Source organism: Vreelandella lutescens, from assembly GCF_014640815.1.
Taxonomy (GTDB): Bacteria; Pseudomonadota; Gammaproteobacteria; order Pseudomonadales; family Halomonadaceae; genus Vreelandella; species Vreelandella lutescens.
In genome coordinates this window covers 297,579-311,084 of record NZ_BMHM01000003.1, presented here as the reverse complement: position 1 = coordinate 311,084, position 13,506 = coordinate 297,579, and the positions used below count along the sequence as shown (strand labels likewise).

Annotated in this window: 15 protein-coding genes; 7 read left to right on the top strand and 8 right to left on the bottom strand. The window is 59.6% G+C overall.

Annotated features, from left to right (window positions below; all coding sequences use genetic code 11):
* Positions 1–30: 30 nt before the first annotated feature.
* Positions 31–600: a glycerol-3-phosphate 1-O-acyltransferase PlsY gene (gene plsY / locus IEW65_RS09055; protein ID WP_188639155.1), complete on the bottom strand. Its 570-nt coding sequence runs from the start codon at positions 598–600 to the stop codon at positions 31–33.
* 102 nt (positions 601–702) lie between these two features.
* Here plsY and folB point away from each other — a divergent pair, with 102 nt between their 5' ends.
* Together folB and folK are read left to right on the top strand one after the other, a co-directional pair.
* Positions 703–1,068: a dihydroneopterin aldolase gene (folB, locus tag IEW65_RS09050; RefSeq protein WP_188639154.1), complete on the top strand. Its 366-nt coding sequence runs from the start codon at positions 703–705 to the stop codon at positions 1,066–1,068.
* A gap of 11 nt (positions 1,069–1,079) precedes the next feature.
* Positions 1,080–1,625 (top strand): 2-amino-4-hydroxy-6-hydroxymethyldihydropteridine diphosphokinase, encoded by a 546-nt coding sequence (folK, locus tag IEW65_RS09045; RefSeq protein ID WP_188639153.1) that lies wholly within the window; start codon positions 1,080–1,082, stop codon positions 1,623–1,625.
* A 20-nt stretch (positions 1,626–1,645) separates the two neighbouring features.
* Here the strand turns inward: folK and IEW65_RS09040 are convergent, their stop codons facing one another.
* A complete protein-coding gene (locus IEW65_RS09040; protein ID WP_188639152.1) occupies positions 1,646–2,773 on the bottom strand; it encodes a tRNA nucleotidyltransferase/poly(A) polymerase-related protein in 1,128 nt (375 codons plus the stop codon).
* Positions 2,774–3,589, bottom strand: coding sequence for a symmetrical bis(5'-nucleosyl)-tetraphosphatase (locus tag IEW65_RS09035; protein ID WP_188639151.1), 816 nt, complete (start codon positions 3,587–3,589; stop codon positions 2,774–2,776).
* Positions 3,590–3,767: 178 nt separating this feature from the next.
* On the opposite strand from IEW65_RS09035, the gene IEW65_RS09030 reads away from it, so the two are divergent.
* Together IEW65_RS09030 and IEW65_RS09025 are read left to right on the top strand one after the other, a co-directional pair.
* Complete coding sequence (locus tag IEW65_RS09030) at positions 3,768–3,953, top strand: hypothetical protein (RefSeq protein WP_188639150.1); 186 nt, start codon at positions 3,768–3,770, stop codon at positions 3,951–3,953.
* The gene (locus IEW65_RS09025; RefSeq protein ID WP_188639149.1) at positions 3,953–5,407 is read left to right on the top strand and encodes an FAD-dependent oxidoreductase; all 1,455 of its coding nucleotides are present in this window, start codon (positions 3,953–3,955) and stop codon (positions 5,405–5,407) included. The genes IEW65_RS09030 and IEW65_RS09025 overlap by 1 nt, the downstream gene beginning before the upstream one ends.
* Positions 5,408–5,413: 6 nt before the next feature.
* Here IEW65_RS09025 and apaG read toward each other — a convergent pair whose 3' ends face one another.
* From apaG to IEW65_RS09000, 5 genes are read right to left on the bottom strand one after another with little or no spacing between them, the layout of a single operon-like run.
* Positions 5,414–5,791 (bottom strand): Co2+/Mg2+ efflux protein ApaG, encoded by a 378-nt coding sequence (gene apaG, locus IEW65_RS09020; protein ID WP_188639148.1) that lies wholly within the window; start codon positions 5,789–5,791, stop codon positions 5,414–5,416.
* Positions 5,788–6,636: a 16S rRNA (adenine(1518)-N(6)/adenine(1519)-N(6))-dimethyltransferase RsmA gene (gene rsmA, locus IEW65_RS09015; protein ID WP_188639147.1), complete on the bottom strand. Its 849-nt coding sequence runs from the start codon at positions 6,634–6,636 to the stop codon at positions 5,788–5,790. The genes apaG and rsmA overlap by 4 nt, the downstream gene beginning before the upstream one ends.
* Before the next feature lie 26 nt (positions 6,637–6,662).
* Positions 6,663–7,706 carry a 4-hydroxythreonine-4-phosphate dehydrogenase PdxA gene (pdxA, locus tag IEW65_RS09010; RefSeq protein WP_188639146.1) on the bottom strand — a complete coding sequence of 348 codons (1,044 nt, stop codon included), beginning with the start codon at positions 7,704–7,706 and terminating at the stop codon, positions 6,663–6,665.
* Positions 7,706–8,743 (bottom strand): peptidylprolyl isomerase, encoded by a 1,038-nt coding sequence (locus IEW65_RS09005; protein ID WP_188639145.1) that lies wholly within the window; start codon positions 8,741–8,743, stop codon positions 7,706–7,708. Before IEW65_RS09005 ends, pdxA begins: the two co-directional genes overlap by 1 nt.
* A gap of 35 nt (positions 8,744–8,778) precedes the next feature.
* Positions 8,779–11,226 (bottom strand): LPS-assembly protein LptD, encoded by a 2,448-nt coding sequence (locus IEW65_RS09000; protein WP_188639144.1) that lies wholly within the window; start codon positions 11,224–11,226, stop codon positions 8,779–8,781.
* A 70-nt stretch (positions 11,227–11,296) separates the two neighbouring features.
* Here IEW65_RS09000 and IEW65_RS08995 point away from each other — a divergent pair, with 70 nt between their 5' ends.
* The 3 genes from IEW65_RS08995 (at position 11,297) to IEW65_RS08985 (ending at position 13,480) form a co-directional block, all read left to right on the top strand.
* Positions 11,297–12,307 (top strand): aminoglycoside phosphotransferase family protein, encoded by a 1,011-nt coding sequence (locus IEW65_RS08995; protein WP_188639143.1) that lies wholly within the window; start codon positions 11,297–11,299, stop codon positions 12,305–12,307.
* Entirely contained in the window at positions 12,304–12,966 is a 663-nt protein-coding gene (gene murU / locus IEW65_RS08990; RefSeq protein ID WP_188639142.1) for an N-acetylmuramate alpha-1-phosphate uridylyltransferase MurU, read from the top strand. Before IEW65_RS08995 ends, murU begins: the two co-directional genes overlap by 4 nt.
* 94 nt (positions 12,967–13,060) lie before the next feature.
* Positions 13,061–13,480, top strand: a complete 420-nt coding sequence (locus IEW65_RS08985) for an OsmC family protein (RefSeq protein WP_188639141.1) — start codon at positions 13,061–13,063, stop codon at positions 13,478–13,480.
* Positions 13,481–13,506: the final 26 nt, after the last annotated feature.

Here is a 13,506-nt window from a genome sequence, read left to right as displayed (position 1 = left end):
AAGCGCTTATTCAAGCGGCTACTCAAGTGCTTATCCACGCAGGTGGGGCTCTTCCCCTCGGCGTAAGCGTCGGATATTGAGGCCATGGCGGGCCAGCACTAATAGGCTGAAGCCCCCGACTACGCTGACATAGCCCGGGGCCAGCCATAGGCAAAAAAGCGGGGCTAACAGAGCACTGATCAGCGATGCCGCAGCGGCGGTGCGTAATCGCCAGGCTAACAACGCCCAGCACAGCGCTACCAGCAGCGCCACGCTGGGCACGAGCACCAGCAGCACGCCAAACGCGCTGGAGACCGATTTGCCACCACGAAAGCCATGCCAGAGGGGGTAGCTGTGGCCCAGCAACACGGCCAAGCCTACTAGCCCCTGCAGCCATACCGGCAGCGCCAGCAGCTTCGCAGCCAGCACGGCGGGCACCCCTTTCAGCGCATCCAGCAACAGCGTGGCGGCGGCAAGTCGCGGCCCATACAGGCGCAGTACGTTAGAAAACCCGGGATTACAGGAGCCACAAAACCGAGGATCCGCAACGCCTGCCCAGCGGCATACGCTCACCGCCGCTAGCCAACTGCCGCTTAAATAGCCGATCACTATCCACATCATGGCCTGCCCACCCTGGCATTGGCGGCCAACGCCGCCGCCTTACTGTCGTTTCTAGTCATCCTCAAGTACAATCGCCCGCTTGTTGACCCTGGGGGAAGGCCTGTGGACCGCATTTTGATCGAAGCACTCACCGTAGATACCGTCATCGGTGTGTACGACTGGGAACGCACGATAACGCAATCGCTGAGCCTGGATCTATCGCTGGCAACCGATATCCGGCCTGCCGCCGCCACGGATGATTTACGCTTAACGCTTGATTATGCCGCGATCTGCCAGCGAATCCAGCAGTTCGCCAATGAGCATCAGTTCGCGCTGGTGGAAACCTTTGCAGAACGCTTAGCGGCCTGCCTGCAACATGAATTCCCCATCAGCTGGCTGCGTATGACCGTCCGCAAGCCTGGCGCTGTTCCTCAAGCGGCAAGCGTGGGCCTTGAAATCACGCGCGGCACATTACCGGAGGCCACCTAGGGCACGCATTTATGAACTTGGTGACGCTTAGTTTAGGCAGCAACATCGACCCCGACACCCATATTCGTCTGTGCTTGGACGCTCTGGAAGATACGTTTGGCCCGCTGCAGATTTCGCGCATTTTTGAGAGCGAGCCGGTGGGCTTTAAAGATAGCCGCAACTTCTACAATTTAGTGGTGGCGTTTTACAGCGACTGGTCGGTGAACAAACTCCAGGCGTGGTCTAAGCAGCTTGAGATTGCCCACGGCCGTACACCCGACATGGTGAAATGCAGCCCCCGTGCCCTGGATATCGACCTGCTAACCGTGGGTGATGCCTGCGGAACGATCGATGACGTGACCCTGCCCCGCGGCGAAATCACCCGTAACGCCTTTGTGCTCCAGCCGCTTGCCGAGCTGCTGCCCAACGAGCGCCACCCCGCCTGTCAAACCCCTTACAGCACGCTATGGAAGCGGTTTAGATTAGGCGACCAGCGTTTGTGGGCCATTGATTTTCACTGGCGAGGCCGCTGGGTCTCCCAAGCCGACCCGCAGCCTCGCACGGCCATGGCGCGCTAGCGCTTTGTTTACTTCTTAATTCACTCTTCACTCAACGCGTTGGCGACTGCCTTTTGGCGATGCTGGCGAAGCGCTTCTCCTAGTGCGGCACCTTGATACCCCTCGCTAAGTAGCGCCTGTGGGCTTACCGCTTGCGCTGCCTGCCACGCAGCGCGCAGAGGGGCTTGGTGCTGTAGGTCTAGCTTGCCGACAAGCGCTAGCTGAGCCGCTACCTGGCCAGGTTTGCGCCAGCCATCCAGCCGCTCCAGCCAATGCAACACTCGCTCGTCGTTTAACGGCTCGTTGAGCAGCGCTTTAGTCAGCGCAGTATGGCGAGCTAACTGCGCCACCGCGTTGGGCAGCCGAAGCCTGCCCGCTAGCGCATCCCGCTCCTCATCACTCAGCAGCGAGACCAGCAGCGCGTAGCGCCAGTGGGCCAACGGCAATGAAGGCTCCTCCGGCGCGCTTGGCATTTCAGCCAGTGCGGCGGTTAATATCTCGTCCTCGGCAAGCTCAGGCCACCAAGTGGCAAGTGCCTGGCACTCGTGTAGTGTGGTGAAGTAGCGTTCAGGGTTGGGTTCGCCCAACGCTTTCTCGGTTTCTACCCATACCCGCTCTGCGGCTAAGTGGCTAAGCTCACCGCTTTGGCTTACTTCACGCATCAGCGTGTGAGTATCTGGGGCGATGGTAAAGCCCAGGTGAGCGTAGCGGGCTAGAAAACGTGCGGTACGCAGCACCCGCAGCGGGTCTTCGCTAAACGCAGGCGATACATGGCGCAGCAGGCGCTGCTCAATATCCTGCTGGCCGTCAAAAGGGTCCGTTAACTGGCCGTCTGGCCCTTGGGCAATGGCATTGATCGTCAGGTCACGCCGGGAGAGATCCTCCTCCAGCGTCACATCGGGGCTGGCATATACCTCGAAACCACTGTAGCCGTGGCCGGATTTACGCTCAGTGCGCGCCAGCGCATACTCTTCTGCCGTTTGTGGGTGCAAAAACACCGGAAAATCTCGGCCAACGGGCTTAAAGCCCCGCTGACGCATCGCTTCCGGCGTGGCGCCTACCACTACCCAGTCGTGATCCACTACCGGCCAGCCCAGCAGCGCATCCCGCACTGCACCGCCTACCCGGTAAACGTCAAGCCCTTGGGTCAATGCATCCTGTTGAAACACTTAACGGCCTCCTTGCAGGCTCGGCACGCTAGTGCGTTCGCCGGTGCCCAGGTTCATCGCGGTGAGTGACCCACCCCATACGCAGCCGGTATCCAGCCCTTGAACGCTGATCTTCGCCTGCGGCGTGCGCCCTTCCAGCGCCGCCCAGTGGCCAAACAGGACCTGCAGATCATCCTGACGAGCAAATTGAAACCAGGGGGCAAATCCTTCCGGCGCGCTATCCAGCCCCTCTTTGGCGGCAAAATCAAGGCGCTCCTGCGCATCGATAAAACGCATGCGGGTAAACACGTTAACGATACAGCGCAGGCGGTCCACGCCCTCCAAGTCCTCCTGAAAACGGTCAGGCTGATTGCCGAACAGCTGGGTCAAAAATGCGCCTGCGCTTTCACTGTGCAGCGCTGCCTGCACCTCACCACTCAGCGCCAGCGCTTGCTCAGCACTCCAGCTCGGTAGCACGCCTGCGTGGGTCATTAACGTATTGCCTTCTTGAATCGCTAACGGCTGGCTCTGCAGCCAATCCAGCAGCGCTTCCCGCTGGGGCGAGGCAAGAATGTCGTCTAGCGTATCGTTTTTCTTCAGTTTGCCGCCCCCACGGGCGACCACCAATAGGTGAAAATCGTGGTTGCCCAGCACACAGCGCACGGCGCTACCCAGCGCCTTGGCCTCCTGCAGGCAAGCGAGCGAACCGGGGCCTCGATTAATCAGGTCCCCTACCAGCCAAAGCGTATCCTGGGCCGGATTAAAGTGGAGCTTTTCCAGCAGGCTGACAAATTCGGCATGGCAGCCGTGGAGATCGCCAATGACGTACGTACTCATAGGCTAAGGCCTTATGATGAATGGAATAAAAAAAGGATAGACAACACGTCTAGTGACTCAGGGTAACGCCTCGACGTTATCACTCTACGGCAGCACAAAATTCTGGAGCAATCGACAAAGTTACATCACTATGTACTCAGACAGCTCGCGACTTTCTGTTAAGGATAACGATACGCTAATGAGCCCTTACTTTCCGCGTCACCCTGCCATCGATCTTACCCGCCGAGGCGTTTTAAAAAGCCTGCTCCTTTCAACCGGCGCGGTACTGACCCTGAGCCGATGGCCCGTGGCAGCTGCACAGCCAGTGCCCACACCGGCCCCCGTGCTGGGAAACGGCTGGCTGCTACGCGCTGAAGACCGCTAATGTATCTCGCCTTTGAAACTCTCGCGACCCAAGAGACCGAGTACGACATCTGCATTATTGGCGCCGGGGCTGCTGGGATTGCCATGGCCGTTACGCTGGCAGAGCAAGGGCACCGTACGCTGCTGTGCGAAGGCGGCGATGCCTCTTACAGCGAGCGCTCCCAGGCCATCTACCGCGGCGATGTCGTAGGCGACCCTTATATCCCCCTGGATGGCGCACGCCTTCGCTACTTAGGCGGTTCCACTAACCACTGGGGTGGGGTATGCAGACCCCTAGACGCCCACGATTTTACCGCAAAGACGGCCGCACCTGAGACTGCTTGGCCGATTACCCAAGAGACGCTTGCGCCGTATTATACCCACGCTGCCAAGCTGCTAAATTTAACGCAGCCTCATGCCGATTACCCCGTCTCCGGCTCAGGGTTTGAACGTATTTACTTCTCCTTAGGCAACCCCGTCAGGCTGAAGGATAAGTACGCGGCCACGCTCAATGCCTCTCCCCACGCTGATTACTGCTTAACCGCCAATTTGGTCGGGCTTGAACGCCATAATGGCCGCGTTGAGCGCGCCACGTTACGCAGCTTTCAGGGGGATGAGTGCCATGTTCGTGCACGGCATTTTGTGCTTGCTTGCGGCGGCATCGAAAACTCACGTCTGCTGCTGTGGTTAAACCAGCAATCCAATGGGCAGCTAATCCGCAATGCCACCACGCTAGGCCGCTATTGGATGGAGCACCCTCATGCCTCGGTAGGCCAGGCACTGCTGTTTGAACCGCAGGCGCTGGGGCTCGATCAAGAGTACAACGTCTTTTTATCGCCCACCCCCGATATGCTTGCCAAGCGCCAACTGCTCAACTGCGGCTTGCGCCTTCACCGTATGAACGCAGAAGCGACTCAGCAACTGATCGAAGCGCTATCGCGAGAGGCTCCGTCACTCGGTGATCAGTTAGCTACTTGGCAAGCCCAAGGCCGTGTGATGCATGGGGTGATTCTGCGCGCCGCCTGGGAGCAGGAGCCGCGTTTTGAGAATAGTGTGGAGCTTGGCGCTGACGTGGACGAGTTTGGCATCCCCCGCAGCCGGCTAGTTTGGCGGCAGTCGGCATTGGATCGCCATACCATCCGCGAAAGCCTGCTGCTACTGGGTGAGCACCTGCTCAATGAGAACATCGGTCGCTTGCAGCTAGCCGACTGGCTAGCCGTTCAACCGGTCACGATGCCCAGCGAGGGCGAGCTGGCAGGAAGGCACCATATGGGAGGCACCCGCATGAGCCACAGCGCCGAACAGGGCATCGTCAATAGCGACTGTCGTCTGTTCGACCAGGAGAATATGTACGTCGCAGGCTCAAGCGTTTTTCCAAGCGTTGGGCACGCCAATCCCACACTGACCATCGTGCAACTGGCGTTACGACTGTGCGACCATCTTGATCGCGAACTGACACTGGCACGCCGGGCTTAATCAACGTTAATGCAGCTGACGGGGCACCGCTAGTCGAAACGGCGCAACGGGCACATCAAAGGCCCGTTGGGTATAGGTATTGAGCAGGGTGTAAGCCCCCTCCATGACGCCCACCGGGGTTTGCAAGATGGCCCGACTGGTATACCGAAAGCGCTGTCCAGGGCCAATTAACGGCTGCTGACCCACGACCCCCTTCCCGCGCACCTCTTGGCTATCGCCGCTGCCTTGGGTAATTTTCCAATAACGCGCCATCAGCTGCACGCTGTGGGGGCTTTGATTGTGTACGGTGACGGTGTAGCTAAATACATAGCGGGATTCGCTGTCGCTAGACTCTGCGTCACGAAACTCTGGGGCGACGCTGACCTCGATGTCTAAGCCACTCACGCCTCGTCGCTCCCCTTTGTATCGCCATTGGCAGCTGCGCTAGCAGCGTCATCGGCAGCCACTTGGTTGGCAATCGTCACGTACTCTGCCACCGTCAACGTTTGTGGACGGCGAGCGGGGTCAATGCCGAGTGCTTCGAGCGTCTCAGCGCTCACCCGCCCCTTCAGATTGTTCCGCAGCGTCTTGCGACGCTGGCCAAACGCCAGCTTCACCAGCTCAAACAGCAGCGCGGGGTCATCAGCGGTATGCGGAAGGCTTGCGTGGGGCGTCAGGCGAACAATCGCCGAATCAACTTTCGGGCGCGGCACGAAGGCTTCCGGCGGCACGATAAACAGCTGGTCCACCTGGCAGTAGTACTGCGCCATCACCGAAAGACGGCCCCAGTCGGTGCCACCCGGCTCAGCCGCCAAACGCTCTACCACCTCTTTTTGCAACATGAAGTGCATATCGGCAATGGCATTGCCCATGGTCAGCAAATGCACAATCAGCGGCGTTGAGATGTTGTAGGGCAAGTTGCCCACTACCCGCAGCGCCGGGCCTTCGCCCTTTAGCTCAGCAAAATCAAACTTCAGCGCGTCGCCTTCATGAATCACAAACTCGGGGTAGTTAAAAAACTGCACCCGCAGGCCAGGAATCAGGTCGCGGTCGAGTTCGATCACTTCCAGTTTGCCAGTCGCCTCTAACAGCGGTGCCGTCAGTGCGCCTTGCCCGGGGCCAATCTCGACGAGCCGGTCGCCTTCGCGTGGCCCAATGGCGCGGACAATACGCGAAATAATGCCGAGGTCACGCAGAAAGTTTTGACCGAAGCGTTTACGAGCGCGGTGCTGCTGAGGCACTTGAGACATCTAACAGTGTTCCTTGGAGGGTTGATTCATGAAGCGGCCAGGGAGCTGGCACGCTGAGCAGCAAGCCGCTGCGCAAGGGCAAGCGCAACACCCAGGCTATTGGGGTCGGCAAGGCCACGGCCCGCTAAATCCAGCGCGGTGCCGTGATCCACCGAGGTACGCACCAGCGGCAAGCCCAGAGTAATGTTCGCCGCTTGCCCAAAGCCTGCGTATTTTAGCACTGCTAGGCCCTGGTCGTGATACATCGCGAGCACCGCATCCACCCCGGCCAAATGGCGGGGGGTAAATAGCGTATCGGCGGGCAGCGGCCCTTGGATATCCAACCCTTCGGCGCGCAGGGCGTCGAGGGCAGGGATAATAATATCCAGCTCTTCGCGGCCCAAATGACCATCCTCCCCCGCGTGGGGGTTAAGGCCACACACCGCAATACGAGGGTTTGGGATACCAAACTGGCGCTGTAGGTCAGCGGCCAGCAGGCGGCTAATCTGGGTGACCCGCTCAAACGTAATGGCATCGGCCACATCACGCAGCGGCAGGTGGGTTGTCACCAGGGCAACGCGTAAATCGCCACTGCCTTGCCAGCTTGGGTTCTTCGCATGCAACGCGGCATCGGTTGCCAGTAGCATCACCACGTCATCCACACCGCAGGCGTCGCGCAGCCATTCGGTGTGGCCGGTGAAGTGGGGAAAGCCGCCTTCGATAATGACCCCTTTATGCAGCGGCGCAGTCACCATCGCCGCGGCCTGCCCTGCTTGGCAGGCGTCCACGGCAATTTGCAATGTCTCTAACACGTAGCGGGCATTGGCGGGGTTAAGCACCCCTGGCGTCGCTGGCTCACGAAGTGCTGCAGGCCATACCACTAAGCGCCCAGGAGATGACGCTTCCTCACTGCCGGGCGCGGCTTCAACAACCTCTACGGCTAGCGCCAGCCGCTCGGCGCGCTGGCGTAGCATGTGCGGGTCGCCCACCGCGACGGTGTTGGCTAATTGCCCACGGGCGGCCAGCATCAGCGTCAATTCTGGACCAATACCCGCGGGCTCACCGGTAGTAAGAAGCAGCGGTAGCGTCATTAGAGACGAATATCCACAAAGGCCTGTTCGCGGATTTCACGCTGCCAGGTTTGCAGCTCTTCGTTGGCACGACGCTGGAAAATCGCTTGGCGCACCTGCTCACGACGGCTCTCTTCTGTCACGTCCTGACGACGACGCTCCAGCACCTCAATGACGTGGTAGCCAAACTGGGAGCGTACCGGCTCAGAGAGCTGGTTGGGGCTGAGCGAGGTCATGGCTTCTTCAAATGCTGGTACTGTTTGGCCGGGGCGCACCCATCCTAAGTCGCCACCGTTCATGCCGCTGCCACGGTCATCGCTGTACTCACGGGCCACTGAGGCAAAGTCATCACCCTGCTGCAAGCGCTGACGAGCTTCTTGCGCACGGGCGCGTGCTTGGTTTTCATTGCGCGTGGGGGTGAGCTCCACCAGCACATGGCGAGCGCGAGTCTCTTCAATAAACGCTTGGCCTTGCTGGCTAGGCTGCTGACTCAAGAAGCGCTCGACGTCGCGATCAGACACCGTGACGCGCTGGCTAATTTGGCGCTGCTGCACTTGGCGCATCAACATTTCACGGCGTACGTCTTCGCGCACGTCGGCCAGGGTGATGCCGTCGGCTTCTACCGCATCCGCAAACTGATCCAGCGTCATGTTGTTGGATTCGGCAAGGCTACGCAGCTGGCGATTAAGCTCCGTGTCATCCACGCTCAGGTTCGCTTGACGAGCCATTTGTAGCTGGATTTCATCCATCACCATACGCTCCAGCACTTGCTGGGCTAACTGGTTACGCGGCGGCAATGTACCGTCTTGGGCCGTCGCTTGCTGTTCCACTTGGGCGATACGTTCGTTCAGCTCGCTGCGCATAATCACACCGTCATTAACAACTGCGACGACGGTGTCTAATTGCTGACGCTGGGCCGACTCAAAGTTTTGTGCATGAGCGGCCAGTGGAACCAGCGCTGCGCCAGTACCCAGGCAAAGCACCATCATGCTGCCAACCGATAGTTTGGTTGCCCGTTTTTTTAGCGCGCAGGTCAGCAGGGTCTTTCTGATCATCATAAAAAGTCTCTTTCAGTCGCTCGTTAAAGTGGTCGTTATAGGGGCGTGGGGCGGTAGCCAGGAATCGCCTGTTCAAAGTAGCCGTCGGCCTCTTGGCCTACGCCACCTAGACCACGAAACACAAAGCGCAAAAATAGCCCGCGGTCGTTGAAGTCATCGCCAACCCGCGCCGTATCGTTATCATCGATCCATTCGCGCCATACCAGCTGCACGCCGTAGCAGCAGTCGTTCCATTGCAGGCCCGCTATCTGCTCCAGCGGCCGATTATTGGTTTGATCGTGCAGGTAGCGGCCAATCAAATCAATCCTGGGGCTCGCTTTCCAGGCCAGCGAGAGGTCCCACTCCTCGCGACTATAGTCGCGGAAGCCGTCGTCGCCGGGTATCACGCTCGGATCAAACCCTTCGATCTCCCAACGGTAGCCAAGGTTCACTACATGCCCTGCCGGATGGCGATAACGTACATCCACACTGGAGCGCTCGGTTTGTTCACGCTCATCATCGTAAAGCCATTCGTAGCCGGTGCTCCAGCGGTCGGAGATTTGCCAATCCAAGCGAGTGACCAGCGGGGAGCGGTCGCGAGTGGCTTGATAGCGGCTCTGCGGATTAACAGAGGGGTCTTCGCCCGGGCGTGGCGGCAAGGTATCCGGGTCGCCTTCGCTATCGATCCGACGCTCAGAGAAGTAGACGCTTTGACCAACACCAAGCGTTAGCCGATCACGCCCCGCACTATCTTCGATCAGGCGTGACTGAACCCCTAAAGAAACGCGATTGAGATCACCCACTCGGTCAGCACCCGAGAAACGGTGCGGTGACCAGAGTTGGTCCCAGGAGAATGCACGCTCACGGCTATCGAAATCGGGTAGCTGGGTCTGATTAGTGCGCGGCACGTAGGCATAGTTCACACGGGGTTCGAGCGTTTGCCGGTAGTCGCGCCCGCCTAGCTCAAGCTCCCGCTCAAACACTAGGCCGCTGTCGATAGAGGTAATGGCAACACTGCGAGTCGGCGAGGTGGCTCGATCGGTGACTCGGTCGCCGTAATCCAGCTCGTAGGCGGTGTGCCAAAGCTCGGTGCGAGGCTCAATGTAGCCCCAGGGCTGCTCATAGCGCCAGCCCACCGCGGGCGTTAAGTGCAGACGGGAACCAATAGCCGCTTCACGCTCCGGTACCCGCCGCTCGTCAACATCGCGCCAGAAGTAAGTGGCGTTCGAGCGCCACTGGGTATATAGCCCACTCCCTAACTGCCAATCGGAATTGGCCGTTAAGCTGGGCAGGCGATAAAACGGGCGGTCGGTGTCGCTAAGGGGGTCTTCCAAACGCTGAAAGCCCTGGGCGCGGGCGTCAAGCTGCCAGCGCTCACCGCGGTAATCGACTTGAGCCAAGCGCTCCATACTGACCCGGTCACTATTGCCAAATTCGCCGCCAAAGTCATCAAAATAGCGTCCGTCGCTGGCGGCACCGTAGCGGAGCTGATAATCGCTGCGGGCCGTTAATGTGCCAGCGTGCTGAGCATCAATGTACCAGCGGTCATCACCTTCAAAGCGGTTATCACCGCTACTGGTACCGCCGTCGCTATCGAGATAGCCGCCCTCGACCAAACCTTGGCTCTGCTCCAAAAGGTAACGGTACTCACCGTTGAGCAACAGCCCACGATCCGACATCCAGCGCGGGGTAATGGTAGCGTCGTGGTTCGGCGCAATGTTCCAATAGAACGGCTGGGTGTAATCAAAGCCGTCGCTAGAAAAGCTCACCGAGGGTGAGAGCAGCCCGGTATGGCGGCGGTCATCAATCGGGAAACGCAGCCATGGCCAGTAAAACACCGGGACATCTTTGACCTGCAGGCGCGCGTGGCGGGCGGTGCCAAATCCCGATGCCTGATCAAGACGAATGTCGCTGCTAACCAGTTGCCAGCTGTTAGCGCCGGGGTCGCAGGTCGTAAATGTGGCCTCCTGCAGCCGATATTGGCTCTCACCGGTCTGTTCTAGCTGGCTTGCTTGGCCACGCAGATGCTGTTCGTAAAGCACGTAGTGGCTATTACGCAGCGAGGCGCGGTCTTCATTCAACATGAGCGTTGCTTGCTCACCGCGCACTAACGCTTGGCCATCGCGGATCGCTAGATTGCCCTCGGCATCCACCTGCTGGCGCTCCGCCGGAAGAAAGACGCGCTCAGCCTGCAGTTCGGTATTGCCCCGGCGTAGCACCACATCGCCACGCAGCAACGCTTCGCCATCAGCGGCGTAATCCACTTCTGCGGTTTCCACCGAGAGGGTTTCCGGGTTCTCCTCCGCTGGCAAGCGGTAGCCGGGCATCACATAGCGCCCCCGGCACAGCTGTTGCGGCGCTTCGTCTTGGCTCCAGGCCTGCCAGTCCAGCGCCTCTGCAGGCAGTGTTTGTCCCTGCGCCACCGCTGAAAACGAGGCGCCAGCGAGCAAACTGCCCAGCAGCGTATGCGCAACCGGTACGGTGCGCGAGATTCGCTTGCCCATGTTCGTTATCCTTGGCATCCAGAATCGGTATTATACAGCCCGCATGATGCCCGACCAGCAAGGAGCTTGCATGTCCTCTTCTCGGATTGACGCCCTCACTCAGTGGGCGGCGCAACACCATGGCCTTGATAGTGCCACCATTCGCCTCTCGGCGGCGGGCGGTGACGCCAGTTTTAGGCGCTATTTTCGACTTACGCTGCCGGATGGCAACACCCAGATCATCATGGATGCGCCCCCCGCCCAGGAGGACTCCGCGCCGTTTGTGGCCATTGGCCAGCGCTGGCACGCCGCTGGGCTCCCGGTGCCTTACATTCACGCCAGCGACTTAGCTTCCGGTTTTTTGCTGCTTGATGACTTGGGTGATACACCGCTGCAGGCCACCTTTACTGACCCGGCAAACACGGAGAAAAACCACCTTGCCGCGCTTTCGCTGATTGCCGAGCTGCAAAACCGCGCTAACCCAGCCGCCCTGCCTGCTTACGATGCCGCCCTGCTGGGCCGGGAGCTGGATCTGTTTCCCGAGTGGTGCCTGAGGCGCTGGCTGTCGCTGTCTGTTCCCGATAGCTGGGAGGCAGTGCGCGGCACATTGATCGAGCGTGCGTTAGAGCAGCCGGTGGTGAGCGTCCACCGTGACTTCGATGCCATGAACCTGATGCTGCACGATCAAACGCTTTATATGATCGATTTCCAGGACGCCGTGGCAGGCCCGCTCAGCTATGACGTTATTTCGCTGCTGCGAGGGCGTTACTGCCGCTTTAGCGCTGAACAGTTTGCCTCGTTTGTAGGCACTTTCTATCAGCAGGCGCGACAAGAGGGGCGCTTGACCCGCTCGGTCAGCGAAGACGTCTTTTTGGCACAGTGCCACGCCATGGCCGCCCAGCGCTCGCTGAAAGTACTGGGCATCTTTTGCCGTTTGACCCTGCGCGACAGCAAAGAAGGCTACTTAGCCCGCCTGCCCTACTTTTTAGCACATTTAGAAGATAGCCTAGCGGCCCTGCCCCAGCAGCGCGAGTTTGCCGACTGGGTAAGCGGCGCGCTGCGCCCGGCGATCATGCAACGCCTGGAAGAGGAGACGCCATGAAAGCGATGATCTTGGCGGCAGGCCTGGGCAAACGGATGCGCCCGCTCACCGACCACTGCCCTAAACCGCTGCTGCCCGTGGCGGGCAAACCGCTGATCGTGCACCACTTGGAGCGCTTAGCGCGCGCAGGTATTAATGAGGTGGTCATTAACGTGAGCTACCGCGCCGAGCAAATTATCTCAGCGCTGGGCGATGGCTCTGCCTACCAAATGCGTATTCATTGGAGCCAGGAGGATAGTCCGCTTGAGACCGGCGGCGGCATTCAACGGGCACTGCCGCAGCTAGGTAGTGAGCCGTTCTTATTGATCAACGGCGATGTCTGGTGTGACTACCTGCCCAGCGCTTCCGCGCTGGCAGAAGGCGACCTTGCCCACTTGATCTTGGTGGATAACCCTGACCACCATCCAGGCGGCGACTTTTTACTACATCAGGGGCGGGTGACCATGTCCGGCGATCCACGGCTCACCTTTGCAGGCATCAGCGTAATACGCCCTGCGCTGGTGGCTGATGAGCCGCCCGGTGCCTTTGCGCTGGCACCGCTATTGAAGTGCGCCATGGCAGACCAGCGGGTGAGCGGTGAGCACTTTTCTGGCCACTGGGTCGATGTGGGAACCCCCGAGCGGCTGGCCGAGCTTGACCAACACCTTCAATTCGCTTGAACCGTGCGAGCCGCGCACGATCAAGCAGTGCGTCGCCCCATAGAAATGTTATGCTGCGCGACTTACCTTTCGTCGCCAAGATGAGGAGAGCAACGTGAAAGCACGGGTAAAATGGACCGAAGGTCGTCAGTTCGTCGCTGAATCCGGTAGCGGACACAGCGTTGTGATTGATGGCCCACCCAACCACGGCGGCCGCAATACCGGCCCTCGGCCGATGGAAATGCTGCTGATGGGCATGGGTAGCTGCACGGCGTTCGATATTTTGAACATTCTTGATAAAGCCCGCGCCGATGTCACCGACTGTGTGGCCGAGCTGGATGCCGAGCGCGCTGACGAAGTGCCGGCGGTGTTCACCAAGATTCACGTCCACTTCGTGGTCACTGGCCGCAGCTTGAAAGAGAAGCAAGTACAGCGGGCGGTGGAGCTTTCTGCAGAGAAATACTGCAGCGCCTCAATCATGCTGGTCAACGGCGGCGTTGAGATTACCCACTCCTTCGAGATCGTCGAGGCTTGAACCCCACGTCGCGACACTTTCATCCC